At 67.3% G+C, this 25744-nt stretch carries 20 protein-coding genes and 2 pseudogenes; 3 read left to right on the top strand and 19 right to left on the bottom strand.

Translation table 11 applies throughout. The features are described from left to right. Positions 1 to 38 precede the first annotated feature (38 nt). From L3V85_RS19020 to L3V85_RS19040, 5 genes and pseudogenes are all read right to left on the bottom strand, one after another. Positions 39 to 860 carry an amidohydrolase family protein gene (locus L3V85_RS19020; protein ID WP_237674299.1) on the bottom strand — a complete coding sequence of 274 codons (822 nt, stop codon included), beginning with the start codon at positions 858 to 860 and terminating at the stop codon, positions 39 to 41. Positions 861 to 899: 39 nt separating this feature from the next. Next, positions 900 to 1901: an NAD(P)-dependent oxidoreductase gene (locus tag L3V85_RS19025; protein ID WP_237674300.1), complete on the bottom strand. Its 1002-nt coding sequence runs from the start codon at positions 1899 to 1901 to the stop codon at positions 900 to 902. A gap of 34 nt (positions 1902 to 1935) precedes the next feature. Further along, on the bottom strand, positions 1936 to 2985 hold the full coding sequence (locus L3V85_RS19030) for a LacI family DNA-binding transcriptional regulator (RefSeq protein WP_237674301.1): 1050 nt from the start codon (positions 2983 to 2985) through the stop codon (positions 1936 to 1938). A 42-nt stretch (positions 2986 to 3027) separates the two neighbouring features. Further along, positions 3028 to 4905 (bottom strand): TRAP transporter large permease subunit, encoded by a 1878-nt coding sequence (locus L3V85_RS19035; protein ID WP_414080236.1) that lies wholly within the window; start codon positions 4903 to 4905, stop codon positions 3028 to 3030. Positions 4906 to 4932: 27 nt separating this feature from the next. After that, positions 4933 to 5706, bottom strand: a pseudogene (locus L3V85_RS19040) (TRAP transporter substrate-binding protein); the annotation flags it as partial. 156 nt (positions 5707 to 5862) lie between these two features. On the opposite strand from L3V85_RS19040, the gene L3V85_RS19045 reads away from it, so the two are divergent. Further along, positions 5863 to 7590 (top strand): IS1634 family transposase, encoded by a 1728-nt coding sequence (locus tag L3V85_RS19045; protein ID WP_237674302.1) that lies wholly within the window; start codon positions 5863 to 5865, stop codon positions 7588 to 7590. Between the two features lie 37 nt (positions 7591 to 7627). Here the strand turns inward: L3V85_RS19045 and L3V85_RS19050 are convergent, their stop codons facing one another. Continuing rightward, positions 7628 to 7924 carry a hypothetical protein gene (locus tag L3V85_RS19050; RefSeq protein ID WP_237674303.1) on the bottom strand — a complete coding sequence of 99 codons (297 nt, stop codon included), beginning with the start codon at positions 7922 to 7924 and terminating at the stop codon, positions 7628 to 7630. Positions 7925 to 8099: 175 nt separating this feature from the next. Here L3V85_RS19050 and L3V85_RS19055 point away from each other — a divergent pair, with 175 nt between their 5' ends. Further along, on the top strand, positions 8100 to 8627 hold the full coding sequence (locus L3V85_RS19055; RefSeq protein ID WP_237674304.1) for an HD domain-containing protein: 528 nt from the start codon (positions 8100 to 8102) through the stop codon (positions 8625 to 8627). 3 nt (positions 8628 to 8630) lie between these two features. Here L3V85_RS19055 and L3V85_RS19060 read toward each other — a convergent pair whose 3' ends face one another. From L3V85_RS19060 to L3V85_RS19120, 13 genes are all read right to left on the bottom strand, one after another. Further along, entirely contained in the window at positions 8631 to 9455 is an 825-nt protein-coding gene (locus L3V85_RS19060) for a M15 family metallopeptidase (protein ID WP_237674305.1), read from the bottom strand. Positions 9456 to 9470: 15 nt separating this feature from the next. Further along, on the bottom strand, positions 9471 to 10349 hold the full coding sequence (locus tag L3V85_RS19065; RefSeq protein ID WP_237674306.1) for a glycoside hydrolase domain-containing protein: 879 nt from the start codon (positions 10347 to 10349) through the stop codon (positions 9471 to 9473). Between the two features lie 643 nt (positions 10350 to 10992). Further along, entirely contained in the window at positions 10993 to 12468 is a 1476-nt protein-coding gene (locus L3V85_RS19070; RefSeq protein ID WP_414080237.1) for a flavin-containing monooxygenase, read from the bottom strand. A gap of 10 nt (positions 12469 to 12478) precedes the next feature. Next, positions 12479 to 14059 carry an MFS transporter gene (locus L3V85_RS19075; protein WP_237674308.1) on the bottom strand — a complete coding sequence of 527 codons (1581 nt, stop codon included), beginning with the start codon at positions 14057 to 14059 and terminating at the stop codon, positions 12479 to 12481. A gap of 137 nt (positions 14060 to 14196) precedes the next feature. Further along, a complete protein-coding gene (locus L3V85_RS19080; protein WP_237674309.1) occupies positions 14197 to 14826 on the bottom strand; it encodes a PqiC family protein in 630 nt (209 codons plus the stop codon). After that, the gene (locus L3V85_RS19085) at positions 14823 to 16469 is read right to left on the bottom strand and encodes an intermembrane transport protein PqiB (protein ID WP_237674310.1); all 1647 of its coding nucleotides are present in this window, start codon (positions 16467 to 16469) and stop codon (positions 14823 to 14825) included. The genes L3V85_RS19080 and L3V85_RS19085 overlap by 4 nt, the downstream gene beginning before the upstream one ends. After that, on the bottom strand, positions 16466 to 17212 hold the full coding sequence (locus L3V85_RS19090) for a paraquat-inducible protein A (protein WP_237674311.1): 747 nt from the start codon (positions 17210 to 17212) through the stop codon (positions 16466 to 16468). Before L3V85_RS19090 ends, L3V85_RS19085 begins: the two co-directional genes overlap by 4 nt. Beyond that, entirely contained in the window at positions 17209 to 17856 is a 648-nt protein-coding gene (locus tag L3V85_RS19095; protein ID WP_237674312.1) for a paraquat-inducible protein A, read from the bottom strand. The genes L3V85_RS19090 and L3V85_RS19095 overlap by 4 nt, the downstream gene beginning before the upstream one ends. Positions 17857 to 17876: 20 nt before the next feature. Beyond that, positions 17877 to 19334 (bottom strand): MFS transporter, encoded by a 1458-nt coding sequence (locus L3V85_RS19100; RefSeq protein WP_237674313.1) that lies wholly within the window; start codon positions 19332 to 19334, stop codon positions 17877 to 17879. A 3-nt stretch (positions 19335 to 19337) separates the two neighbouring features. Next, positions 19338 to 20552 carry a multidrug effflux MFS transporter gene (locus L3V85_RS19105; protein ID WP_237674314.1) on the bottom strand — a complete coding sequence of 405 codons (1215 nt, stop codon included), beginning with the start codon at positions 20550 to 20552 and terminating at the stop codon, positions 19338 to 19340. Positions 20553 to 20613: 61 nt separating this feature from the next. Continuing rightward, positions 20614 to 21945 carry an LLM class flavin-dependent oxidoreductase gene (locus L3V85_RS19110; protein WP_237674315.1) on the bottom strand — a complete coding sequence of 444 codons (1332 nt, stop codon included), beginning with the start codon at positions 21943 to 21945 and terminating at the stop codon, positions 20614 to 20616. 3 nt (positions 21946 to 21948) lie between these two features. Further along, the gene (locus L3V85_RS19115; protein ID WP_237674316.1) at positions 21949 to 22809 is read right to left on the bottom strand and encodes a CmcJ/NvfI family oxidoreductase; all 861 of its coding nucleotides are present in this window, start codon (positions 22807 to 22809) and stop codon (positions 21949 to 21951) included. 31 nt (positions 22810 to 22840) lie between these two features. Beyond that, positions 22841 to 23638 (bottom strand): SDR family NAD(P)-dependent oxidoreductase, encoded by a 798-nt coding sequence (locus L3V85_RS19120; protein ID WP_237674317.1) that lies wholly within the window; start codon positions 23636 to 23638, stop codon positions 22841 to 22843. Between the two features lie 198 nt (positions 23639 to 23836). Here L3V85_RS19120 and L3V85_RS19125 point away from each other — a divergent pair. Next, a pseudogene (locus L3V85_RS19125) lies at positions 23837 to 25722 on the top strand (M48 family metallopeptidase). Positions 25723 to 25744: the final 22 nt, after the last annotated feature.

A 25744-nucleotide genomic window follows, 5' to 3' on the forward strand; every position in this document is an offset into this window, starting at 1 on the left:
TTCCCCCGGCTGCGACTGCTGGTCGGTCGCTCCAGCGCCTAGAAGCCGTAAAGCGCCGCAGGGTTGTCCACGAGGATGCGACGCCGCGCATCCTCGCTGGTCGCCCACGAAAACAGCAGGTCGTACAGCGGCGCGCTTTCGGGCCTCGGGTCGCGCCCGGGATGCGGCCAGTTGCTGGCCCAGAGGCAGCGCTCCGGAAACTGCTCGGCCAGCGTGCGCGCCAGAAGGCTCACGTCGTCGTAGCCGGGTGCGCCGGTCTTCGAGGTTTCGTAGGGTGCCGAGAGCTTGATCCACACGCGCCCCGAATCGAGCACGCGCAGCAGCGACTGGAACGACGGATGGCTCGGCGCCACCGGCTCCAGGAACTTGCCGTTGTGGTCGAGCACCAGCCGGCACGGCAGGCGCTTGAGCACCGCTTCATGCTCGGGCATGGTGCGGCCGTCGAGCTGCAGGTTCACCATCCAGTCGACGTTGGCGAGCCGCGCGGCCATCGGCTCGAGCGACGCCCAACCCAGCACGCCGCCGATCATCATGTAGCGCACGCCGCGCATGCCGCCCGCGTGCAGGCGCTCGATCTCCGCGTCGGCCACGTCGGGCGCGACCAACGCGATGCCGCGCGCCGCATTGCCGAACTGCGCCAGCGCGTCGAGGGTGCAGCTGTTGTCGAAACCGTAGCCGGTCGGTTGCACCACCACCGCGCGGTCGATGCCCAGCGGCTGCTGCACCTGTTCGCGATATGCCGACACAGGCGAATGCGGCGGCACCCACGCGACGTTGGGGATCAGCGGAAAGCGGTCTTCGTATATGTGGACATGGCAGTCGCAGGCGCCCGCATAGCGGGTGTTCCGGGTGGGTTCCATGGAGTGTTCTCTTGGTGTGGTCTTATCGAACGGGACGATTCAGGCCTCGGCGACGAAGGCCCGCTGCCAGCGGTAGGCTTCGGCCGCGTTCACCGCTCCCTTGGGCGCCCTGCCCTGGAAGATCTCGGCCAGTTGCGACACGGTTTCCATCGCCTGGTGCTCCACCGCCGGCGGCGTGAGCCCGCCGATGTGCGGCGTCGCGATCACGCGCGGATGCGCCGCCACGCGCGGCGACGGCATCTGGTCGGGCGCACGGCCCACGTCGAGCGCGCAGCCGGCGATGGTGCCGGCATCGAGCGCCGCAAGCAGCGCGTCTTCATCGACGAGGTTGCCGCGCGACGCGTTGATGAAAAACGCACCGGGCCGCATCCGCGCGAAGGCCGCGGCATTCATCAGGTTCTCGGTCGCCTCGGTGGCCGCGGCCAGGCAGACGACGAAGTCCGATTGCGCGAGCAAGTCATCGAAGCCCACCTGCACGAACTCCGCGCGCTCCGTGGCCGTGTGCGGATCGTGCACCACGATGCGCATGCCCAGCGCCAGTGCCACGTCGCACAGGTAGCGGCCGATCTGACCGTAGCCGATCACGCCCAGCGTGCTGCCGCGCAGCTCGCGCCCCATCACCGGCGGCGCGGCCTGCCCCGCGTGGTACAGCGCGCTCGACGCGCTGATGTGGCGGCCCAGGTCGATCATCACGCCCACGATCCACTCCGACACCGAAGGGATGAACCCCGCGCTCGCCTGCGTCACCAGCACGCCGTGCCGGCTGGCCGAGGCCACGTCGATGTTGCGGATGTCGATGGCGCAGCGCACGAAGGCCTTGAGTTGCGGCAGCGCCGCGAACAGCGCCTCGTCGCCCGCCGTCTGGCGGTAGGAAATGATGGCGTCGCAGTCTTGCGCCAGCTCCGCGAGCCGGGCGGACGACAGGTCGGTGTCGGTGGGGTTGAAGCGCACCTGCGCGATGGCCCGCAGGGCCGCGGCCGCGCGGTCGCCGAAATAGTGGGCAAGTTTGCTCTGCGGATGGCTGACGAAAACCGTGGTCATGAAGAAGAGAAAAGAGCTTTGATCAGAAGAGAAATCAGCCGCGCGGCGGCGCCACCGAATCGCGCGCCACCAGCGTCGGCGCGAAGATGAATTCCTGGGTCGGCATCGACGGGTCCGACAGCCGGCTCATCACCCGCTCGACCATCACCTGCGCCATCTCGGGCACCGGCACGCGCACCGAGGTCATGGCCGGGTGCATGAGCGTGGAAAGGAACACGTTGTCGATGCCGACCACCGACACGTCCTGCGGCACCGACAGCCCCGCATCGCGGAAACCGGCCATCAGGCCGAAGGCCAGGAGGTCGTTCACGCCGATCACGCCGGTCGGTCGCATGGCGGACGCAGCCAGCTGGCCGGCCTGCATGCGGCCCAGTTCGCTCATCATCGAATCGCCGTACTCGTCGACCGGCAGTCCTTCGACGACCTGCGCGCTGCCCTCCAGGCCCGCGCCCCGCGCAGCGGCCAGGAAGCCGGCGATCTTTTCGCTGCGGCTCATGGTGCGGCCCGACGGCGTGACGAAGGCCAGCCGCCTGTGCCCCTGCTCGATCAGGTGCTGCGTCGCGATGCGCGACGACTCGAAGCTGTCGACCGTCACGTGGTCGATCACCGAGGCCCCGCCCGATGCGTCGGGCGTGGCGCGCCGGTCGTAGCTCACCACCACCAGCCCACGGCTGGCCGCGGCCTCCACGTGCTGCTCGTCGACCAGCGACGAGATGATGATGACCCCGCGCACGCCGTGCGCCATCAGGTCTTCGAAGAAGTGGGCTTCCTTGTCGGCATCGCGGTAGGTGTTGCCGATCATGATGCGAAAGCCGTAGCGCTCCTGTGCCAGCGTCTCGACCTCGCGGGCGATGAAGCCGTACATCGGGTTGGCCATCGACGGCACCAGGAGGCCGATGAGCGGCGTGTACCCGGTCTTGAGCTGCCGCGCCGAGGTGTTGGGCCGGTACTTGAGTTCGCGGATCGCCGCCTCGACGCGTGCGAGCGTCTCCTTGGCCATGCGGTCGCTGCGCCCGTTCAGCACATTCGACACGGTGCTGGTCGAAACGCCCGCCCGCTGGGCCACATCGCTGATTCTGCTCACGGAGTCTCCGGTCTTTGTCTGTTCTGCTTCACTGGAATTCGCTCACATCCCCATGCGCATCGGCAGCCACGTGGAGAAGGCCGGCACCAACACCAGCACCACGAGGGTAACGAACAACACGGCCAGGTATTTGAGCATCGGCCGGGCGACGTCCTTCACCTGCGTGCCGGTGATGGCGCAGGTGGCGAACAGGCCCAGCCCGACCGGCGGCGCGAACAGGCCGAAGCCCATGGCGATCACCATCACCGTGCCGAAGTGCAGCGGGTTCACCCCCAGCTGCGAGGCGATGGGCGTGAGCAGCGGCCCGAAGATGATGAGCGCCGGCGCGCCTTCGAGGATGGCGCCGAACACGATCATGATGAGCACCGACAGCATCACGAACATCGTGCTGCCGTACGAATGCGCAAAGCCGATCATGAACTCCGACAGGTACTGCGGAATCTGCTGGATCGTGAGCGCGAACGACAGGCTCGACGCCGCCGCCACGATGAACAGAATGCCGCCCGCCATCGACGCGGAACGCACGAAGAGCCGCGCCACCGACTTCACCGTCAGCTCGCGAAAGGCCAGCCAGCCCACCACCAGCGCATAGATCACCGCGAACGAAGACACCTCGGTCGAGGTGGCGACGCCCGAGGTCACGCCCTTGCCGATCATCGCCACCATCACCAGCGCCACCAGTGCGCCGCCGAGCAGGCGAAACATGGGCGTGCGCACGTCGAAGGCTTCGTCGGGGTTGATCTTGGTGCCCACGTAGATGGTCACCGCCGCCAGCGACACCGCCAGCACCACGGCCGGCACCAGCCCCGCCATGAACAAGCCGGCAATCGAGATGTTGGCCACGAAGCCCATGATGATCATGTTGATGCAGGGCGGAATGGTCTCGGCCATCACCGCGGTGCAGGCCAGCAGGCCGGCCGTCTCGTTCGGGTCCTGCTTGGTCTTGCGCACCGCCGGCATGATGATGCCGCCCACCGCAGCGATGTCGGCCAGCTTGGAGCCCGATACGCCCGAGAAGAACGCGGTGGCCGTGATGGTGATGAGCCCCAGCCCGCCGCGCAGCCGCCCGAACATGCGCAGCAGCAGCTCGATGAGCCGCGACGACATGCCGTTGGCCTCCATCAGCAGCCCGGCCAGCACGAAGAACGGAATCGCCAGCAGCACATAGTGGTCGGTGCCCGCCATCACCTGCTGCGAATACACCAGCATCGGCAGCGACGGGTCGGCCATGAAGAACACCAGCGACGAAAGCGCGAGCACGAAGGCAATCGGCATGCCCAGCGCCATTCCGCCGAAGAAGCCGGCCGCGAGCAGCGCCCAGGGCGCAATGGCGTGCGCGCTCATCAGCGTGTTCCAGGCGACCACCGCCGCCGTCAGCGCGATGCCGATGCCCAGCGTGGACCACACCATGCGCGACGGCCCGTTCACCGCGTTGGCCAGCCCGAACAGCGTCATGAACAGGCTGCCGATAGCCACCGGATACACGTAGATCCACTGCGGCAGGCCGATGGAGGTGGTCATGTTGTACGAGTCCAGCAGCAGCTCGCACGAAGAGGCGAAGAGGCTGGCCGACACGCCGACCACGATCCAGTTGCCGAACTGGATCAGCGCCGGCTGCCAGCGCGCCGGCAGCATGCCGCGGAACAGGTCGACGCCCACGTGCTGGCTGCGCGCCAGCACCGTGGCCGCGCCGAAGAACACCTGGATCACCATCAGCGCGCGCGCCACCTCCTCCGCCCAGTCGAAGGGGTCGTGCAGGAAATAGCGGAACACGACCGAGACGAACACCACCACCACGTCGACCGCCAGCACCGCGCCGGCCACGTATTCGGTCATGCGCATCAGCCAGGCCAGCCAGCGGCCGGCGGCGTGGGTGGCGTCGAAGCCCAGGGCGGGCTGCACGGGGTGCACGGGTTGCATCGGCAACGAAATGCTCGACATGACCGCTCAGGCCCGCGTGGCGTTGATGGACGCGAACAGCGGCCCGGTCTCCGGGTACTGTTTGGCAAAGCCGGCCCAGAGCTTCGTCTCCATTTCCTTGCGGACCTGGTCGCGCTCGCTCTTCGCCATCGGCGTGAAAGTGATGCCGGTCTTCTTCAGGTCGTCGATGGCCTGCTGGCTGCGCTCGTTGCCGATCTGCCGCTGCTGCAGCGTGGAGTCGGCCGCGGCCTTGAGGAAGGCCGGGCGCAGCGCGGCGGGCACGCGGTCCATCGCGCGCTTGCCGGCCACGCAGACCATCGGGCTGAACAGGTGCTCGGTCATCCAGCAGTGCTTGACCACCTCGTTGAGCTTGTTGGCCAGCACCGTGCCCGCGTCGTGCTCGAAGCCGTCGACCACGCCTGTCTGCGCCGCCATGTAGAGCTCGCCGAAGGAAATGGGCGTGGGGATCGCGCCCATGATCTTGAAAGTCTCGATGAACGCCGGCGTGGGCAGCACCCGCAGCTTGACGTTCCTGATGTCCGCCAGCGACTTGACTGGCTGCTTGGTGTACACGTTGCGCGCGCCGTAGTGCGCACCCCAGGTGATGATCTGGCAACCGGTGCTCCTGGCGAGCATGTCGTTGAGCTTGGCGCCCACGCCCGCGTCGATGGCGCGCGCCACGTGGTCGTAGCTGTCGAACAGGTAGCCCAGGTCGAGCATGCCGAGCTGCGGCGTCACGGTGGCCCAGATCGACGAGCCGGTGAGCATCATGTCGATGGAGCCCACCTTCACCTGTTGCACCCGAGTTCGACACCAAACCGCCGTTTTCCGATGTTTTCGCGGACCGGTGCCATATGAATCAAGCACTTAGCTGAGGCGTTTTGATTTTTATGTAGTGGCAATGTTTTATTGCTGATGTGTTGGCAATTGCCCGTATTTTTTTGCTACACTTCTTCTATGTTCATCAAGCTCACCCGCTCAGGCGGCCACACCTACGCCCAGTTGGTGGAGTCCTTCCGAGACGAACACGGCAAACCCCGCCAGCGCACGCTGGCCACCATCGGGCGGGTGGACGAAACAGATGGACAAGTCGACTCACTGCTGGGCGGTCTGCTTCGCGCCAAGGGTCGCTCACTGAGTGAGACATCCGTTCCCCAGGTGCGTTTTGAATCCGCACTGGCCCTGGGCGATGTCTGGGCGCTGGATCAACTCTGGCACGAGTTGGGTTTCGATGGCTTGGCTGCTGTCTTTCGCCGCGCACGCTTTACCAACCCCATCGAGCATGCCCTGCGGGTGATGGTCTTTAACCGGCTGTGCGACCCCGACTCCAAGCTCGGGGTGCTGCGCTGGCTGCAAACCGTCAGCATGCCGGGTATCGATGCAGAGGCACTCACCCACCAGCAACTGCTGCGCAGCATGGATGCGCTCATGGACCACCAGGACGCGGTGGATGAATGCGTGGCGGGCCTTTTGCGCCCGCTGATTGATGAGGATCTGTCGGTGGTGTTCTACGACCTGACCACCATCCGCGCCCAAGGACTGAGCCAGCAAGAGGGTGACGTGCGCCGCTATGGGATGTCCAAGGAAGGCATGGTGGTGCGCCAATTCATGCTCGGCGTGGTGCAAACAGCCGACGGCATGCCTATCTATCACGAGGTGTTTGCGGGCAACACAGCCGAGGCACCGACGTTGGAGCCGACCTTGAAGAAGGTGATGGCGCGTTACCCGCACATCCGCCGCCTGGTGGTGGTGGCTGACCGTGGGCTGCTTTCGCTGGACAACATAGAGGCCTTGTCCGAGTTGCGCTTGTCGGGTGGGGCCAGCGGATCAACCGATCAAGCGCTGGAGTTCATCCTGGCAGTGCCGGGGCGGCGCTATGGCGAGTTCGCAGACATACTGGAGCCGATCAACGCCCGAGCCCGAGCCCGCGCATCAGAGCAAGAAACGACAGAAGAGACTATCGATGAGGCGCAATGGCAGGGTCTTCGTCTGGTGGCGGCCCATAACCCGCAGCAGGCGGCCGAGCAGACTGCCAGTCGTCAGGCGCGCATTGACCAATTGCGCCAGCGCGCCGACCAGCTGGTGGGCAAGCTCGATTCGCAAGATGCAGGCAAGGCACACCGGGGTAGAAAGCTGTCTGATGCGGGTGTGACGGCACGCTTCTTCCATGAGGTGAGCGAGGCGCACCTCAAGCGCATCATCAAGGTCGATTTGCATGCCGATCTGTTCACGTATGACATCGACCAGGCAGCTCTGGCCCGCGCCCAGGCGATGGATGGCAAGCTGCTGCTGGTGACCAACGTGGCGGACTTGACACCCAAAGAGGTGGTGCAGCGCTACAAGGCACTGGCAGACATCGAACGGGGATTTCGGGTGCTGAAGTCGGAGATCGAGATTGCGCCGGTGTTCCACCGCCTGCCCGAGCGCATCAAGGCGCATGCGAGCATTTGCATGCTGGCCCTGATCCTGTACCGCGTGATGCGCCAGCGCCTGAAGATGAGTGGCAGCGATTTGTCACCGGAGGCTGCCCTGGCGGACTTGCGGCGAATTCAGCGCCACCGTGTGAGCATCAACAATGCCGCGCCCATTGCGGGCGTCTCTTCCATCGTCCAACGCCAGACCGATGTGCTGGCCGCACTGAAGATCAAAAAACCCCAGCAAGACACCCAATTGAGCCTGCTGTAGTGGCAGCCGAGAGTCTTGGCCCATACAAATCAAGCACTTAGCGCGGTTGGTGTCGAACTCGGGGTTGCACCACGTCGCTTTCCTTGCCGAGCTGGTTGTTCGGAAAGTAGTCGATGCGGATCTGCTCGCCCACCGCCTTCTTCAGGTTGGCCTGCATCAGCTGCGACCACGCGAAGTGCGAGGAATTGAGGTCCGCCACGTGCGAGGACGACAGGCGCAGCGCCACCGTCTTTTCCTGTGCGAAGGCGTACGGCGAGAACCCGCCCGTCGTCGCTGCCGCGAGCGACAGGGCGGACGATGACTGGACGAAGCGGCGGCGTGAAATCGAGGTCATTTTCTTGTCTCCTGGATGGGGTCGGGTCGTGTGCCCGTCTTTTGGTGGAACGATTTACTGTATCGATACACAAGAACGCCGGCAATGCCGTTCCGATAGGTGTTTTCCTTCGTAAACGAGGTAAAGAGCGCCGGCCCGGCCGCAAGGGCAGAATGGAAAAACCAAAGGACGCCGCATGACCACCACCCACTCGCCGACACCCGAAGCCGCCCGCGCCTATGCCGTCGAGATGCACGGCGACCAGAAATACGGCGTGCATCCGTACGTGCACCACCTCGACGCCGTCGCCACCCTGCTGCGGCCGTACGGAGAGCAGGCACGGGTCGTCGGCTTCCTGCACGACGTGGTGGAAGACACCGAGGCCACGGTGGCCGACGTGCGTTCGCGCTTCGGCGACCTCGTCGCCCGCTGCGTGGCGCTACTGACCGATGCGCCCGGCGCCAACCGCAAGGAGCGCAAGGCCAAGACCTACGCGGCGCTGGCGCAGGTAACGGGCGATGAAGAACTGGCCCTGGTGGTGAAGGCCGCCGACCGGCTGGCCAACGTGCGCGCCTGCGTGGCTGACGGCCATCGCACGCTGTGGGACACCTATCACGGCGAGCACCCGACCTTCAGGGCGGCTGCGTTCAGGAAGGGGCAATGCGATCCGTTGTGGGTGGAACTGGACGCCCTGCTCTCGCCGGCCTCCGCTCCGGCCGGGTGACACTCAGGGCAGTTGCGCCAGTTCGAAGTGCATGCCATCCGGAGTGCCACTGAAATGGCCGCCCCAGAAGAAGCCCAACCCGTTGGCAATCTGCACGAGTTCGCGAACCGATCCGCGCGCACCCACACCAGGCGGGACATGTCCGCGCGGGTTCTCCGTGGCATTCAGGTCGATCGCGGTACCCCACGCATGATTTGACAGATTCGCCGGGATCGGGTCGGACAGTCCCCGGCGCAGCCGCGCGTTGAACGCGCCTGCGCACGTCAATACCCTGTCCATCAAGCCTGCGTCTTCCCATCGGGAGAACAGGGCCAGGAAGGCAGCCGCGGCCTTGCGGTGGCAACGGATGGTGCCGACCTCGCGCCGGACGTAGTGACTGCTTGCCGCGAAGAGCCCTTTGTCCAGCTGTGGAACATGGAGCTGGACGATGTTCTCCTTCACCCAATCTCCAAGGATCTCGATGTCTTCCGGGCTCCTTGCCGTGGGCGCGTGCCGAAACTCGAACTCACCGAAGAGACGGGTCGTCAGCGCCGCGCTCGGTTGTGGCGGAAGTTCCGCGCGTGGAGGCCACCGCGTCCCCTGCTCCGCGCCCGCGATGATCGGCCCCAGCAGCACCAGCCCCTTGTGCGCCAAGGCGTCGAACGTATCGGCATCAACAAAACCGGTAGGGCCAAGACCCAGGTTCGACTGGAACTTGAGAAGCGCTGTACGGGTATTGGGACCGAAGAGCCCGTCCGGAGAAAGCTCCGCGCCTTGCAGCGACACGAGAAACTCCTGAAGACGCCGAACATCGGCACCTTCGTCGCGGTAATGAAGTTCGTAGTTCATGGTATCTCCCGCATCTCAATCGACCGACTCAAGGAACGCTGCGTGCACAGCCCCGTCCGCCACGCCGTTTCCGTTGATGTCCACGATGGCCCACTCGCCCACGCGCGAAAGAACTTCGACAATGGTTCCCACGGCCAGCAGGCGTTGCACGTCGAAGTCGGTTCCCGGACCACCGCGCAGACGAAGCCCGGAAGTCGCATTCACTCGGAAGCGATTGCCAACGCTGGTCGCAATGCCACCGACGGCCAGCGCAGGCCGAACGGTGTCCAGGTCGTCGAATTGGCCGATGTCATGTGCGTTCCCCTGAACGTCGTCGATATCCACGCCGATCCCGCACAACATGCTGGGCAGTTGCTGGAATAGCGTCCACTTGTTGGTGGCCTTGAAAGCCTTGCTTTCATGGTGGCCCGTGGATTGCGACAGCCACGTGCGTTGGCAAAGATGCTCCGTCAGCAATCCGTCGAGCACAAGGCCGTTGCCATAGGCACCGATGCTGAATTTCTTGGTGAACGTGCCACTCTCGTTCACTTCCTGAATGCCTCTGAAGTGGGGCACGATACGGTCCTTGAATTGCCGCGCGTCGCAATCGAAGTCGACCGCGAAGTAGATGCTCGAACCTGCGGGCTGGCCGATCGTCTCGATGGCATATCTGAAGGCATAGGCCGCATCCTGTCTTCCCTGTGCCGCCGAGAACGAATCGACGCTGGCGCCGCCCGCCTGATGGACGACGGCAATGGATGCACCGGCAGCGATGATGGCTTCGGCCTCTGCCCGGGTCAGGCGTTTCTCGGGCTGCCCGGTTGTTCGAGCGTAGTAGCGAATGATTGTGTTGACGCCGTTTTCTCGGAGACAACCAAGTGCCCTGTTGGTCCTTCGATTCGTGTCGATGATCATTGAAGTCCTTCGGTGGTGAGGTGAATGAATTGCAGACGGGTACTCATGTGGGGCAACGATTGCCCGGTACCGTCATGCTTCCCGGGATCGGATGAATTCCGTGCTTTTCGATCAATGGCTCGACGACCTCGCGCCGAAACGATTCAAGGGCCGCGGCCGAATCCGCCCCAGTCCGCGAAATCTCGATCACGCTCTGCCCGCTCCGCAAGTGCCACTCTTCGGCCCGGAGCTTTCCGGGTTCCGCTTTGCGTTTGAGGCTGAGTCTTGTGGTGATGCTTTCGCAACGCCTGAACTTGGCGCGAAGCGCGGGAGGAACGGTCGGCGGTGCTGGCGACGGATGGCCATCGCACTGAAAGCATCCGACGGTGCTGCGACCTCCGCGGCATAACTGATCTTGAGCCACCCTTGGTGGGATTCCAACGAATCGAGTTTTGGGCGCCCTCGTCATCCGCGACTGCCACCGCGGCGGCCGAGTTGAGCACACTCGTTCCGCAAGCCAGCGTGATGATCCATCTGGTTCGTTGCTTCAAGTCGGCCTCCGTCCTTGGTGCGAGCCATTCTAGGAAGCACTTTTTTCTTCCGCATCCCTCGGACGACGTATTGCGAACCGGCCCGGATTGGCGCAGTAGTTGTGCGAAAGCCGCTAGGTTCCGCGAGACTTCTCGAACATCATCACCCCGTCATCCACCCTGCCGAAGCGCAGGCTCATCAGGTCGCGCGCGTAGTTCTGGTACAGCCGCCACGGTGCGCGCGAGCCCTGCTTCGGAAACTTGCCGATCGAGCGCTGCACGTAGCCTGAAGAAAAATCGAGCCATGGTTCGGCCGCCAGCGCGGGATCGGTATTGCGCGGCATGCACTGGCGCCAGCCGTGCTTGTCCATGTGGTTGAGCAGCCGGCAGACGTACTCGCAGGTCAAGTCGCACTTCAAGGTCCACGAGGCATTCGTGTAGCCGAACGACGACGCGAGGTTGGGCACCTCGCTGTACATCATTCCCTTGTAGTTGAAGGCTGCGGCCAGGTCGACGGGGACGCCGTCGACATCGAGCGCGATGCCGCCGAGCACCTGCAGGTCGAGCCCGGTGGCGGTGACGACGATGTCGGCCTCCAGCTCCTTGCCGGACTCCAGCCGGATGCCGCCCGGCGTGAAACGGTCGATGCGGTCCGTGACCATCGACGCGCGGCCCGCATTGAGGGCAGCGAACAGGTCGCCATCGGGCACGAGGCATATCCGCTGGTCCCAGGGGTTGTAGCGCGGCGTGAAGTGCGTGGCGATGTCGTAGCGCGGCCCCAGCGCCTGGCGCACGCCGCCCAGGATCATCTTCTTGACGCGCTCGGGCTTTCGCCGCGCGAGGCGGAAGAAAAACATGCTCAGCAGCACGTTCTTCCATCGCGTGATGCCGTAGGCCAGCCGATCCGGCAAATGGCGCCGCAACCGGTTGGCAATGAGGTCTTCGGCCGGGCGCGAGACAACGTAGGTGGGCGAGCGCTGCAGCAGCGTGACATGCGCGGCGGTCTTTGCCAGCGCGGGCACCAGCGTCATCGCGGTGGCGCCGCTGCCGATCACGATCACGCGCTTGCCCGCCCAATCCAGGTCGTCGGGCCAGTGCTGCGGATGGACGATGCGGCCGGTGTAGTCGGCCGTGCCCGCGAACTCGGGCGTGTAGCCGGCCGCGTAGTTGTAGTAGCCGCTGCACATGAAGAGGAAGTTGCAGCTCATGCGAAGCGGCTCGCGCCCGGGGCCGTGCTCGATGTCCACCTGCCAGCATGCATCGGGCGTCGACCACGAGGCGTGCACCACGCGATGCCCGAAGCGGATCTTCTTGTCGATGCCATGCGCCTGCGCGGTCTCGCGCACGTACTTCAGGATCGACGGGCCATCGGCAATCGCCTTGGCCTGGGTCCACGGCCGGAACGAATAGCCCAGCGTGTACATGTCGGAGTCCGAGCGGATGCCCGGGTAGCGAAACAGGTCCCAGGTGCCGCCGCTGCGCTCGCGCCCTTCGAGGATCGCGTAGCTGCGGCCGGGGCAACTGGCCTGCAGGTGATAGCCGGCGCCGATGCCGGAGAGGCCGGCGCCGACGATCAAGACATCGACGTGTTCTTCTTGCAGCACCGGAATGTCTCCTTGTTCAAGGTTCCGTGCGACGGATCATCACCCAGGCACTCGCCGCGCTCAACAGCGCCAACCCCGAGCCCAGCAGCATCACCCACCGGAACCCCGCCACGAACGACTCCGCCACGGCCCGCTTGAGCGCCGCCGCCGTGGCCGCGTCCACACCCGGCGGCAGCGTCGCGCCCGCCAGCTTGCTGCGTTCTCCTTCGAGGAACGCCGACACCTGCGCCGACGCACCCAGCTCGCGCAACTGGTCCGCCAGCGTCACGTCGAAGACGCTGGCCATGACCGCGCCGAACACCGCTATCGCCAGCACCGCGGCCGCGCGCGACACCGCGTTGTTCACGCCCGAAGCCACCCCGGCCATCTCCGGCCCGACCGCGTTCATGACGGTGGTGGTGAGTGGCGCGACGGTTACCGCCATGCCAAGGCCCAGCACCACCACGGCGGGCAGGAAGCCGCTCCAATAGCTCGCGCCGACGCCCGGCACCGCGAACAGCGCGAAGCCAACCGCGGCGATGGAAGGCCCGGCGACCAGCGGAATGCGCGACCCGAAGCGGTCGACCAGCTGCCCCGCCCAGCCCGAGAGCGCGAACATGATGAAGATGAACGGCAGCAGCGCCGCGCCCGCCACCGTGGCCGAGTAGCCTTGCACCTGGATCAGGTTGAGCGGAAAGAAATACAGCCCGCCGCCCAGCGCCGCGTAAAGCAGCAACGTGAGCAGGTTGGCGCCGCTGAAGTTGCCGATGCGCAGCAGCCCGAGCGGCAGCATCGGCGAGCGCACCCGACGCTCGGCGACGAAGAAGCCCGCGCTGCCCAGCACGCCGATGGCCAGCGCGGCCAGCACCGCCGGTGCGCGCCAGCCCTGCGTCGGCGCCTCGATGAAGGCATAGACGATGCCGCCCAGCCCGGCGGTGGCCAGCAACGCGCCCCACACGTCGAGCCCGCCGGCGGCCGAGGCGCCACGGCTTTCCGGCACGTGACGCCACACGATCCACAGCACCAGCAGCGCCATCGGCAGGTTGATGAGAAAGGCCCAGGTCCACGAGAAGTGATCGACCAGGAAGCCGCCGAGCACAGGCCCTACCGCCGCCGTGATGCCGCTGAAGCCCGACCAGGTGCCGATGGCCTTGCCGCGTTCCTTTTCAGGAAAGGCGGCGCTGATGAGCGCGAGGCTGCCCGGCACCAGCAGCGCGCCACCGATGCCCTGCACCGCCCGCGCCGCGATGAGCTGCTGCACGCTGCCCGCGAGCGCACAGGCCACGGAAGACAGGGCGAAGAGCCCGACACCGATCGCGAAGATACGGCGCCGGCCGTAAAGGTCGCCCAGAGCGCCGCCCACCAAAAGCAGCGCGGCCAGCAGCAAGGCATAGGACTCGACCACCCACTGTGCCTGGAAGGCGGTGGCATGCAGGTCGGACTGGATGGCCGGCAGCGCGACATTGACCACGGTGCCGTCGATGAACGCCATGCTGGAGCCGACGATGGCGGCGGCCAGCACCCAGGGCTTGGAGGCTTCGGGGCAGGCGCTTTCCTGCGCTCCGGCGCCGTGCAGGATCAGCGTGTCGTCGCAGGGCGCCTTGCCGATCTGTGCCATGGGGTCTCCTTTCTTGCTCCCTCCCCCGCTGGGGGAAGGTTGGGATGGGGCTGCTCCGGCACGATACGCCATGTTGTTCCGGCGCCGTCGTGCCCCCACCCCTGCCCTCCCCCAGAGGGGGAGGGAGAAAGGCATCGTCAGGTCGCGCAGGTGGTGGCTGACGGATTCGCGCGCGCCGCGTCCACGCTGCGCGCCATGGCCGCGGCGGCGGCTGCGGTCACGCGCTGCGCACCGCGCGCCACCGCGTCCATGCCGCTGCCCACGGCCTCGCCGAGGTTCAGCTGGCACACCAGCGTGCGCGCCTCGTCCGAGCGCCGCAGGGTCCAGCTGAAGCCGGCGTCCACACGCCCGCCGTCGACGGCGTCGAACTGCTGCAGCTGCACCGCGATGCGCCACACCGGCTGCGATGTCTGCCGGCCGCCCTTGGTCACGTCGAGCGCGCCGAGCCGCCCGGCGATGCCGCTGGCCAGCGCGTCGCGCAGCTCGTTCTCGAAGGACGAGGCCCAGCGGTGCTGCTCCAGCACCTCGACCTGCACGCTGCCGTTGGGCTGGCGCACCACCATCTGCGGGCGCGCGAAGCGCTCGGGCACGGCCACCGGCGCCAGCTCGATGTACAGCGGCGCGGCGCCGCCCAGCGTCGAGGGCGCGGCATCGGCGGCGGCCACCGGGCTTGCCAGCGTGTAGTAGTTGTCGGGCTTGCTGGCACAGCCTGCAAGCAGGGCCGCCAGTGCGGGCGCCAACGCGATGAATGCAAGTTTCAGCTTCATTTCTTGTCGTCCGGTTTGCCGCGCAGCAGCGATTCTGGGTGGCGCTCGAGGTAGTCGGTCAGCACGCGCACCGAGCCGGCCGCGCGCGTCAGTTCGCGCAGCGTCTGGCGCATGTCCTGCTGCAGCGGCGAGTCGTCGGCCAGCGTGCGCTCGGCCGTGTTGACGGTCTTGCGCACGTCCTTCATGGCCGCCGCCAGCTCGGGCGTGACGTCGCTGTTGATGCGGTTCACGGTCTGCTCCGTGGCGGTGAGCGTCTTGTTGAGCGTGGCGAGCGTGGTGCGCAGGTCGCCCGCGATCTGCTCGTAGGGCACCTTGTTGAGCTTGGTCGCGATTTCCTGCACCTGCGACTGGATCTCGTCGAGGCTGTTGGCCACCGTGGGCAGCTCGATCGGGTTCTTCGTCACATCGATCTTGGCCGCGGGCGCCTTCGGGAAGAAGTCGAGCGCCACGTAGACCTGGCCGGTCAGCAGATTGCCGTTGCGCAACTGGGCGCGCAGCCCCTTTTCCGCCAGGAAGCGCAAGCGCTCCTGCTGGGTGGAGCGCGACTCTGTGGCCTCGGCACTGCCGCTGCGGCGGCGCAGACGGTCGGGGTAGACCTGCACCAGCACCGGCATGCGGAACTCGCGCTCGGCGCGGTCGAATTCGACGCCGATCGACTTGACCTCGCCGATCACCACGCCGCGGAAGTCGACCGGCGCGCCCGGCGTCAGGCCGCGCAGCGACTGATTGAAGTACATCAGCAGCGTCTGCGAGGGGCCGTCGGGCTCCTTCATGGCCGTGGCCTCGTCCTGCGCCAGCGTGAACGAGGCGTTGGCCTTGGCCAGCGGGCCCATCGCGTCCTCGGGCGCCTGGAAGGCGATGCCGCCCAGCAGGATGGTCGCGAGCGACTGCGTGCGCAGCGTGAAGCCGCTGGCGCTGAGCTGCGCGTCGATGCCGCTGGCCTGCCAGAAGCGCGTGTTCATGCCGACGAACTTGTCGTACGGCGCATTGACGAACACGCGGATCGTCACGCCGCGCCCGTCGCCGTCGAGCTCGTAGGCCGCCACCTGCCCGACCTTGACGCGCCGGAAGTACACGGGCGAGCCCACGTCGAGCGAGCCCACGTCGTTGGCGCGCAGAAGAAACTGCTGGCCCGAGTCGTCGCGCGTGACGATGGGCGGCGTTTCGAGCCCGGTGAATTCACCCGAGGTTTCTTTCGACACGCCCGCGTCGGCGCCGATGTACGCGCCCGACAGCAAGGTGTTCAGCCCCGAGATGCCCGAGGTGTCCAGGCGCGGGCGCACCACCCAGAAGCGCGAGTCCGAAGCGGTGAAGCTCTCGGCGTCCTTGTTGAACTGCACCAGCACCCGTACGTGCGAGCGGTCGCGCGCCAGCCGCAGGTGCGTGACGAGGCCGATCTGCACGTCCTTGTACTTGACGGCGGTCTTGCCGGCCTCCAGGCCCTCGGCGGTCTTGAAGGTCAGCACCACTTCGGGGCCGCGCTCCATCAGGATGCGCGCCACCAGCGTGATGCCGACCAGCGCCGCGACGATCGGAATCAGCCAGATCAGCGACGGCAGCCACTCGCGCCGCCGCACCACGCGCGGCCTGGGAAGCGCCGGTGACGGCGCCGGTTTGTCTTGCGGTTGCTCTGGTTCACTCATGCTGGTTTCTCGTCCCTGTTGCCATGTGGTTCCTGCGGAACTTCCCGGCCCTCGGCGAGGGCCTGTTCTTCCTTGCTGTCCCAGGTGAGCTTCGGATCGAAGCTCAGCGAGGCCAGCATCGTGAGCACCACCACCGAGCCGAAGGCCGCGATGCCCACGCCCGCGGTGATGACCGCGAAGCCCTGGATCTGCACCAGCCCGGTCAGCAGCGACACCACGAACACGTCGAGCATCGACCAGCGGCCGATGACCTCGATGATGTGATAAAGCCTTGCCCGCTCGCGCCGGCGCCATGTGCTGCCGCGCTGCGCCGCCACCACCAGCACGAAAAGCACCGCCAGCTTGAACAGCGGCACCAGGAAGCTGGCAATGAAGACGATGGCCGCGAGCCCGTAGGCGCCCGACACCCAGAAATAGATCACCCCGCTCAGGATGGTGTCGTACTGCGCGCCGAACAGCGTGCGCGTGATCATCACCGGCAGCAGGTTGGCCGGTATGTACATCATGCAGGCCGCGATCAGGAAGGCCCAGGTGCGGGTCAGGCTCTGCGGCTTGCGCGTATGCAGCCGGGTGCCGCAGCGGCCGCAGGCCTCGCCCTCCTCCGCGCCCTTCCAGACCGCGCCGCAATGCCGGCAGGCCAGCAGGCCGAGCGAGGCGGCGGTGGCGACCGGCGCACCTTCGTCGTCGTGGTCGTCATGGGCGTGCTCGTCGCGAGGGGCCCTGCGCACAGGAAACAGCTTCATGCGGACGCCCCGCCCTCGTCCGTGTCCGCATCGGCCGCCTTCGGCTGGAAGGTCATTTCCCAGAACGCGCCAGGGTTGAACGACAGCACCGCCGTCAGCATGACCGTGAGCGCCACGAAGGCCCAGAGCGCCGGCCCCGGCACCACCGTCGCCATGCTCGAGAGCTTGACGATGGCCACCAGCACGCCCAGCAGGAACACTTCGATCATTCCCCAGGGCCGCAGCGACTGCATCGCCCGCACCAGCAGCGCGAAGCCCACGGGCCGATGCTCGCGGCTCAGCGGCACCAGCAGGTAGGCCAGGATGCACAGCTGCAGGAAGGGAAAAAGAATGGTCGTGGCCAGCACCAGCAGCGCCACCACCGACATGCCCTCGGCGCTCAGCGCCACCACCGCGCCGGCCAGCGTGGTCTGGCTGCGCAGGCCCTGCAGCTCGATCTCGACGATGGGAAACAGGTTGGCAATGGCGAACATGATCAGGCAGGCCACCGTCAGTGGAAGGATGCGGGCCTGCTGCTGGCCCGGGTGCCGGGCCAGTTCGGTGCCGCAGCGCGGGCAATGCGCCACGTCGCGGGGGTGCAGCGGCGCGCGGCTGTAGATCGCGTCGCAGCCGGGGCAGACCACCGTGTCAGGTACTTCCTTCATAGGTCAGCACCCTAACTCATTCAGCCGCCCGGTTTTGTCGTCTTGAGGCGCAAGCTGCTGAAGACCGCCGCCACCGCCGCGCAGCAGGCCGCCAGCACCAGCGCCACCACCGGGCCGTGGCCGCCGTGCGGGCTCCAGAGGCTGAAGACCGCCGCCAGCACCACGGCGCCCAGCGTCTGCCCGGTCAGCCGGGCGGTGCCCAGCATGCCGCTGGCCGCACCGCTGCGGTGCGCCGGCGGCGAAGTCACGATGGTGTGGTTGTTGGGCGACTGGAACAGCCCGAAGCCCAGCCCGCACAGCGCCATGCGCCAGGCGATGTCGGCATTGCCCGGGTGCGCCGGCAGCGCCGCCAGCAGTGCCAGCCCGCTGGCCAGCAGGGCCAGGCCGATGCCGCCCAGCAGCCCGTCGGGATAGCGGCCGATCAGCCGCCCGGCAATGGGCGCCATGACCACGATGCCCAGCGGCCACGCCGTGATGAGCAGGCCGGCCTCGATGTGGCTGCGGCCATAGGCGTCGAGCAGCAGGAACGGCAGCGCGATGTAGGCCAGCATCTGCGCGCAGAAGGCGGCCACGGAAGTGCCCATCGACAGCGCGAACACCGGAATGCGCAGCAGGTCGATCGGGAAAAGCGGCACCGCCTGCTTGCGTTGCCGCCGCAGGTAGACGAAGCCCACCGCCAGCCCGGCCAGCAGGATGCCCCAGGCCGAGGCCTGCGAGCCGCCGGCGCCCTGCACCGGGCCTTCGCGCACGCCCAGCCGGTCCACGCCCAGGAAGACCAGCGAGAACATCAGCACGTTGAGCCCCACGTCCACCGGCGAGAAGCGCAGCCCGGCGGCCGGTGCCACCCGGTTGAACGGCAGCGCCCGCATGCCCAGCGCGAAGGTGACGATGCCCAGCGGCACGTTGATGGCGAAGAGCCACGGCCACGAAGCCACCGAAAGAATGGCCGCCGCCACCGAAGGCCCCGCCACCGACGACGTGGCGACCACCAGCGAATTCAGCGCCATGCCCTTGCCCAGTTGCGACGAGGGATACGTCAGCCGCACCAGCGCCGCGTTCACGCTCATGATGCCGGCCGCGCCCAGCCCCTGGAAGGCACGCGCCGCCGTCAGCGTGGCCAGCGAATTGGCGAAGGTGGCGGCCAGCGACGACAGCGTGAACACCGCCAGCCCCACGAGGTACACCCGCCGGTAGCCGACCAGGTCGCCCAGCGAAGCCAGCGGCAGCAGCATGACCAGCGTGGCGATCTGGTACGCATTGACCACCCAGATCGCCTGCGACGGGCTGGCCTGCAGCTCGCGCGCGATGCCCGGCAGCGCCAGGTTGACGATGGTGCCGTCGAGCACCGAAACGATCAGCCCGAGGATGATGACCAGCATCGCCCAGCGCCGCTCGCGCGGAGCCAGACCGTCGATGGGCACAGGCCCCGGTATGCCTTCGCCTGCCGGAAGCGCAGTGCCTGCGCGCACGGTGTTCATCGCTCAGGCCTGTTGCGCCCGCGCGGCGGGCTCGGAGCGCACGCCGCCCAGCGTGAGCCAGGTCAGCACGAGCGCGATCAGCGCGCCGGCGGCCATGCCGGCCACCATCGGCAGCGGACGGCCGTCGGTAAAGAGGCCCACCACCGCCATGGCCAGCGCGCCCGTCAGCATCTGCAGCGTGCCGAGCAGCGCCGAGGCGGTACCCGCGATGGCGCCGTGCATCTCGAGCGCCAGCACGCCGGTGGTCGGAATCACCAGCCCCATGAAGCCCGAGGCGATGAAGTAGAGAACGATGAGCACCCAGATGTTGTCGCCGCCCGTCGCGAAGTAAATGAACATCGCGACCATCGCCACGCCGCAGCAGACCACGCCGAACTTCACCAGGTTGACCAGCCCGTAGCGCTCGCCCAGCGAGCCGGTGAACTGCGACGCCGCGATGAAGGCCGCGGCGTTCACGCCGAAGGCCACGCTGTACATGGCGGGCGACAGGCCGTAGTGGTCGATCATCACGAAGGACGAATTGGCCAGGTAGGTGAAGAAGCCCGCCATCGCGAAGCTGCCGATGAACACGAGGCCGAGGTAGTGACGGTCGCGCAGCAGCAGCCAGTAGGCCGCGAGCGCGCTGCCCAGGCTGCTTTCCACGCGCTCGGAGGCCGGGCGCGTCTCGTCGAGCAGCTTGACCATCATGGCCAGCCCCGCCACCGCGGCGATGGTCACGGCCCAGAACACGCCGCGCCAGCCGGCGAATGCGATGACCGCGCTGCCCGCCAGCGGCGCAAGGATCGGCGACACGCTGAACACCAGCATCAGCAGCGACATCAGCCGCGCTGCGTCGGTGCCGGTGTGCAGGTCGCGCACCACGGCGCGCGGAATCGCCATGCCGGCGGCGGCGCCCAGGCCCTGCACGAAGCGCAGCACGATCAGCGTCTGGATGTCGGTGGCAACGGCGCAGCCCACGCTCGCCAGCGCAAACAGCACCAGCCCGGCATACAGCGGCGGCTTGCGCCCGACCATGTCGGAGATCGGGCCGTACAGAAGCTGGCCCGCGCCCAGCGAGAGGAAGAACGCCGTGAGGCTCATCTGCACCGCGCCGATGTCGGCATGCAGGCTCTGGCCGATGGCCGGCAGCGCCGGCAGGTACATGTCGATGGCGAAAGGCCCGATGGCCGAGAGCAGGCCCAGCAGCAGGGCCATCTTGAAGAAAGGAGAAGAACGCATTGACCCGATTGTCGCCAAGCCCGCCAATCGCTGCCGGCGTGGGGTCTGCGCTCAGGCGGTGCTAATTCTGGGCAAAGAATCGGTTCGCCGGGCGCGGCAGGCCGAGGTTCTCGCGCAAGGTACGACCTTCGTACTCACGCCGGAAGATGCCGCGGCGCTGCAGCTCGGGCACCACCTTGTCGACGAAGGCATCGAGCCCGCCGGGCAGCCACGGGAACATGACGTTGAAGCCGTCGCTGCCTTCGGCGTCGAGCCATTCCTGCATTTCGTCGGCAATGCTCTCCGGCGTGCCGACGAAGGCCAGCCCGCCGTAGCCGCCCAGGCGCTGGGCCAGCTGACGCACCGTGAGGTTCTCGCGCCGCGCCAGGTCGATCACGCGCTCGCGCCCGCTCTGGCTGGCGTTGGTCTCGGGCACATCGGGCAGGGGCGCGTCGGGGTCGAACTTCGAGGCATCGTGGCCGAGCGCGATGGACAGCGATGCGATGGCGCTGTCGTAGTGCACCAGGCTGTCGAGCCTGGCGCGGATGGCCCGGGCCTCTTCCACCGTGTCGCCGACCACCACGAAGGCGCCGGGCAGGATCTTCAGATGGTCGCGGTCGCGGCCGATCTTCCGCATGCGGCCCTTCACGTCCGCGTAGAAGCGTTTGGCGTTGTCCAGCGTGCCGGGCGCCGAGAACACCACCTCGGCGGTCTCCGCCGCGAGCTGCCTGCCCGGCTCCGACGCGCCGGCCTGCACGATCACCGGCCAGCCCTGCACCGGACGCGCGATATGCAGCGGGCCGCGCACGGACAGGTGCTTGCCCTTGTGGTTCAGCACGTGCAGCCGCTCGGGGTCGAAGAAACGGCCGCTCTCCGCATTGCGCTCGAAAGCGTCGTCGGCCCAGCTGTCCCACAGGCCCGTAACCACGTCGTAGAACTCGCGGGCGCGGGCATAGCGCTCGTCGTGCGCCATGTGGTCGTCGCGGCCGAAGTTCAGCGCGGCGTCGGGGTTGGAAGTGGTGACGATGTTCCAGCCCGCGCGCCCTTCGCTCAGGTGGTCGAGCGAGGCGAAACGGCGCGCGATGTGAAAAGGCTCGTCGAAGGTGGTCGAGGCCGTGGCCACCAGCCCGATGTGCTGCGTATGCTGCGCCAGCGCCGACAGCAGCGTGAACGGCTCGAACGACGTCACGGTGTGGCTGCGCTGCAGCGCCTCGATCGGCATGTTCAGCACGGCCAGGTGGTCGGCCATGAAGAAGGCGTCGAAGCGGCCGCGCTCCAGCGTCTGTGCCAGCTGCTTGATGCGCGCGAAGTTGAAGTTGGCGTCGGGCCACGCGCCCGGGTAGCGCCAGGCGCCCGTGTGGATGCTCACCGGGCGCATGAAGGCGCCCAGCCGCAGTTGCTTGCCGGTGCTCATCGACTACTTGCCGGCGGGCCAGAACACGAGCGCGCGCAGCTCGATGCTGCGGCGCGGCGGCGCCTCGGGCGCGCCGGTCGGGTCTTCGAAGGCGGTGTGCGCGGTGTAGCGCGCGGTGCCGTCCTCGCGCGAGTCGTAGATCTTCAGCAGCAGCGCCTCGTCGGGCCGCAGCCGGGGGAACCAGTACCAGCGGTGCTCGGGGTTGTAGGTGAAGGAATAGGTCTCGCCGACCTTGTCGGGGTAGACCAGATCGCTCGGCACCATGTCTTGCGGCGAGATGGAGCGCGCATCGCACAGCGCGAGCGGCAGCCGCTCCACCGTGGCCAGCGGGCGCCAGAGGTTGATGATTGCGAAGCGGTGCTTCAGGCGCTCGGCCGCTTCGTCGGGCGGCAGGTGGTCGCGCACGCGGCGCGGCGCGGACACGAAGGTCTGGTCGTTGTGCACCCGGCGCACCGGCTCGCGCAGCTCGGCCGTTCGGCGCGAGCCCTGGGCGCTGTCGCGCACGGTGTGATCGAACACCACGATCTTCTCGGCACCCGTGATGTCGCGCAGCAGCGCCTCGGACTCGCGGTAGTAGATGTCGCGGATGGTGGCGTCATGCGAGAAGTCGGCCACCGCGCTGCGGTGCGAGATCTGCGTGAAGCCGCTGCGGTCCAGCGACAGTTCATTCAGCGCCACCAGCGGGCGGCCGTCGCGGATGGCCACGCGGCGCGGCTCCAGCGTGCCCGTGACCCATGGCGTGCCGGGCGGCGGCTCGAAGGTGTAGCTGACGGGGCGGCCCTCGCCCGCCTTGAGGTAATTGAGTTCGGCCTCCACCGACGGAAGCGTGGCGGCCAGCAACTGGCTGTTCGATCCGACGCTCATTCGGCCCGGCTCCCGTTGTTTGTTGCCTTGATCAAAACGGCTCCTTGAAGGGGCGCAGGTCGAGTTCCTGCGTCCATGCGCTGCGGTGCTGCACATGCAGCTGCCAGTAACTTTCGGCGATGGCCTCGAGCTGCAGCAGCCCGTCGCCGCCGGCCTGCGCCACGCGCTGCGGCGCGCCGGTGCGCAGCCGCTCGCCGTCGATGCCGCCGTCGATCACCACATGCGCCACGTGCACGCCCTGCGGGCCGAACTCGCGCGCCAGGCTCTGGCTCAGCGAACGCAAGGCGGCCTTGGCCGCGGCAAAGGCCGCGAACGGCGGCTTGCCGCGCAGCGCTGCCGTGGCGCCGGTGAACAGCAGCGTGCCGCGCCCGCGCGAGCCATCGGCCTCGAAGCTGTTGGCCAGCAGGCCGCGCAGGGCCTCGTGCCCGAAGATGAAACCGCCCAGCGCGCTGGTGCGCCAGGCCTGCGTGAACTGCTCGACCGACAGCTCCAGCGTCGGCGCGCGCACCGCGCTCGCCGCATTGAAGATGGCCACGGTGAGCGGCCCCAGCGCCCTCGCCTTCTGCGCGATGCCGTGGATCTCGGCCTCGCTTGCCACGTCGCCCGCGAACGCATGCGCGCGCCCGCCCGACGCCGCGATTTCCGCGGCCACCGCATCGAGCTGGGACTGGGTGCGCCCGGTCAGCGCGACGATGAAGCCTTCAGCCGCGAAGCGCCGCGCCAATGCGGCACCCAGGCCGGCGCTGGCGCCGACACCGGCGATCCAGGCAACCGGCGGCGGATCGGTTCGCGACGAAGAAACGGAGGGAGTGACGGAGGTGACAGCCATGAGCGAGCACGAAGGCTATACCTGCGCCCCGGGGCGTGGAAGTATTCAAAAGCGATAACCTTATTCGGTAGCTGGTCGGTGGCGCGGGCCGCTTGACGCATGCGGCGCTTCACTCCATGCGCCGCGCCCGCTACCCTATCGGCTTCCCGGACCGCTTCATAACGAAACACAGCAATCGCTTTCCAGGAGAAGTTACCGATGGCTCTTGCCCGCACGATCCGCACCGATCTCTTGCGCGTGTTCGCCCTGACGCTGGTGTCGCTCTTCGCCATTCCGGCCGCGACGCTGGTCTTCACCGAATATGCCCTGCGCTCGCAGGACAGCACCTTCCTGCAGTCGATAGAAAAGCGCATCGCCGGCGACGCCCGGCTCTCGCCCGAGGACAAGGCCGAGGCCACCGCCTTCTACCGCTCGCATCCGCTCTCCAAGGCCTGCGACGCCACCGCCCCCGAAGACAGGAACTTCCACGACAAGGTCTGCAGCCCCTATTCGATGCAGTGGCAGTTCCACTGGGCCGACCGCGCGGCAGCGTGGACCATCGCGCTCGGCGCGGCGCTGCTGGCCGCGGCGCTGGTGCTGGGCGCGCTGGCCTTCGCGAATCGAGGCCTGCGCTATGCCAGCTTCGTCGCGGGCTGGCGGCTGATGACGGTGTCCAGCGCCATCGAAGTCGTGCTGCAGGGCGCGATGCTCGTGTGGCTGTCGTTCTGGCTCACCGCCTACTTCTGGCACAGCTACTACATCAAGCTGATCGCCATCGCAGGCATCGCCGCGGCTGCAGCAGTGTTCTATGCCGTCTACACGCTGTTCAAGAAGCTGCCCTCGGACAACGAGATCGAAGGCGAGCTGATCGCCGAAGCCGACGCGCCGCGCCTGTGGGAGCGCATCCGTCAGCTGGCCGGCCGCGTACAGACCGCACCGCCCGACCAGATCATCGCGGGCATCGACACCAACTTCTTCGTGACCGAGGCGCCCTGCGAAGTGCGCGGGCAAACACTGCACGGCCGCACGCTGTTCGTGAGCATTCCGCTGCTGCGCGTGCTCGACCAGAGGCCGACGCGGTGCTCGCGCACGAGCTGGCCCACCTGGGCGGCGGCGACACCCGCAGCAGCGCGGCGCTCGGCCCCAAGCTGCTGCAGTTCGACCAGTACACTTGGAAGATGCGCGGCGCCGGCCTGACCATCGTGGCGCACTACCTGCTGCGCCTGTACCGCATGATCTTCGCGTTTGCCCTCGCACGCGACAGCCGCGAACGCGAGCACAAGGCCGACCGCGTGGCCGCGGGCCTCACGGCGCCGAGCGCCATCGTGCAGTCGCTGATCAAGATTTCCGCCTACGCCAGCTACCGCAACGACGTCGAGCGCGAACTCTTTGCCCAGAACCGCCAGCACGACGGCGCACTGGGCATCGCAGGCTTCGTGGCGGCCGGGCTGCCGCCGTACGCAGGCTCGGACGCCTTCATCGAGGCCATGAAGACGGCCGGCGTTCCGCATCCTTACGACAGCCATCCGCCGCTGCTGGAGCGCATGCGCAACGTGGGCCACCATGTGCCCGAGAGCGCCTACGGCGCCATCGTCGCTACGGCCCCGCAAGCCTCATGGGCCGACTTCATCGAGACCGCCACCGCCATCGAGCAGCGCATGTGGAGCGAGTACGAGCAGCGCTTCGTGCAGAACCACGAACTCAGCCTCGCCTACCGCTACGAGCCGGCCACCGAAGAAGAGCGCGAGGTGGTGCTGCGCCACTTTCCACCGATCGGCTTCGCGCTGAAGAACGGCAACCGCATCGACGTCAGCTACGCCGGCCTGCATCCGAGCGCCGAGGGTGCCGCGCCGATTCCGTGGGACGAGGTCAAGGGCCTGACCTACAAGGACAGCAGCTTCGGCGACACCCTGATCGTCACCCACCACGACAAGCGCACACTCGGCGGCGCGCGCACCACCAAGGTCAAGCTGGGCGGGCTGGGCAAGCAGAAAGAACACTTCAAGGCCGCGGCCGGCCACTACTGGCAACGGCACCAGGTCATGAGAGCGCAACAGCAACAACAACAGCAGCAACCGCAGCAGGAGCAATCAACACAGCCATAACACCGAAGCGGCAGCCTCCACA

The organism is Variovorax paradoxus (genome assembly GCF_022009635.1).
Taxonomy (GTDB): Bacteria; Pseudomonadota; Gammaproteobacteria; order Burkholderiales; family Burkholderiaceae_C; genus Variovorax.

Excerpts from the sequence above, each read along its gene's own strand:
- L3V85_RS19080 (WP_237674309.1), bottom strand. The coding sequence starts at position 14,826 with ATGAAGCTGAAACTTGCATTCATCGCGTTGGCGCCCGCACTGGCGGCC.
- L3V85_RS19075 (WP_237674308.1), bottom strand. The coding sequence starts at position 14,059 with ATGGCACAGATCGGCAAGGCGCCCTGCGACGACACGCTGATCCTGCAC.
- L3V85_RS19105 (WP_237674314.1), bottom strand. The coding sequence starts at position 20,552 with ATGCGTTCTTCTCCTTTCTTCAAGATGGCCCTGCTGCTGGGCCTGCTC.
- L3V85_RS19065 (WP_237674306.1), bottom strand. The coding sequence starts at position 10,349 with ATGATCATCGACACGAATCGAAGGACCAACAGGGCACTTGGTTGTCTC.
- L3V85_RS19045 (WP_237674302.1), top strand. The coding sequence starts at position 5,863 with ATGTTCATCAAGCTCACCCGCTCAGGCGGCCACACCTACGCCCAGTTG.
- L3V85_RS19055 (WP_237674304.1), top strand. The coding sequence starts at position 8,100 with ATGACCACCACCCACTCGCCGACACCCGAAGCCGCCCGCGCCTATGCC.
- L3V85_RS19115 (WP_237674316.1), bottom strand. The coding sequence starts at position 22,809 with ATGAGCGTCGGATCGAACAGCCAGTTGCTGGCCGCCACGCTTCCGTCG.
- L3V85_RS19035 (WP_414080236.1), bottom strand. The coding sequence starts at position 4,905 with ATGCAACCCGTGCACCCCGTGCAGCCCGCCCTGGGCTTCGACGCCACC.
- L3V85_RS19020 (WP_237674299.1), bottom strand. The coding sequence starts at position 860 with ATGGAACCCACCCGGAACACCCGCTATGCGGGCGCCTGCGACTGCCAT.
- L3V85_RS19050 (WP_237674303.1), bottom strand. The coding sequence starts at position 7,924 with ATGACCTCGATTTCACGCCGCCGCTTCGTCCAGTCATCGTCCGCCCTG.
- L3V85_RS19085 (WP_237674310.1), bottom strand. The coding sequence starts at position 16,469 with ATGAGTGAACCAGAGCAACCGCAAGACAAACCGGCGCCGTCACCGGCG.
- L3V85_RS19100 (WP_237674313.1), bottom strand. The coding sequence starts at position 19,334 with ATGAACACCGTGCGCGCAGGCACTGCGCTTCCGGCAGGCGAAGGCATA.
- L3V85_RS19120 (WP_237674317.1), bottom strand. The coding sequence starts at position 23,638 with ATGGCTGTCACCTCCGTCACTCCCTCCGTTTCTTCGTCGCGAACCGAT.
- L3V85_RS19110 (WP_237674315.1), bottom strand. The coding sequence starts at position 21,945 with ATGAGCACCGGCAAGCAACTGCGGCTGGGCGCCTTCATGCGCCCGGTG.
- L3V85_RS19095 (WP_237674312.1), bottom strand. The coding sequence starts at position 17,856 with ATGAAGGAAGTACCTGACACGGTGGTCTGCCCCGGCTGCGACGCGATC.
- L3V85_RS19025 (WP_237674300.1), bottom strand. The coding sequence starts at position 1,901 with ATGACCACGGTTTTCGTCAGCCATCCGCAGAGCAAACTTGCCCACTAT.
- L3V85_RS19090 (WP_237674311.1), bottom strand. The coding sequence starts at position 17,212 with ATGAAGCTGTTTCCTGTGCGCAGGGCCCCTCGCGACGAGCACGCCCAT.
- L3V85_RS19060 (WP_237674305.1), bottom strand. The coding sequence starts at position 9,455 with ATGAACTACGAACTTCATTACCGCGACGAAGGTGCCGATGTTCGGCGT.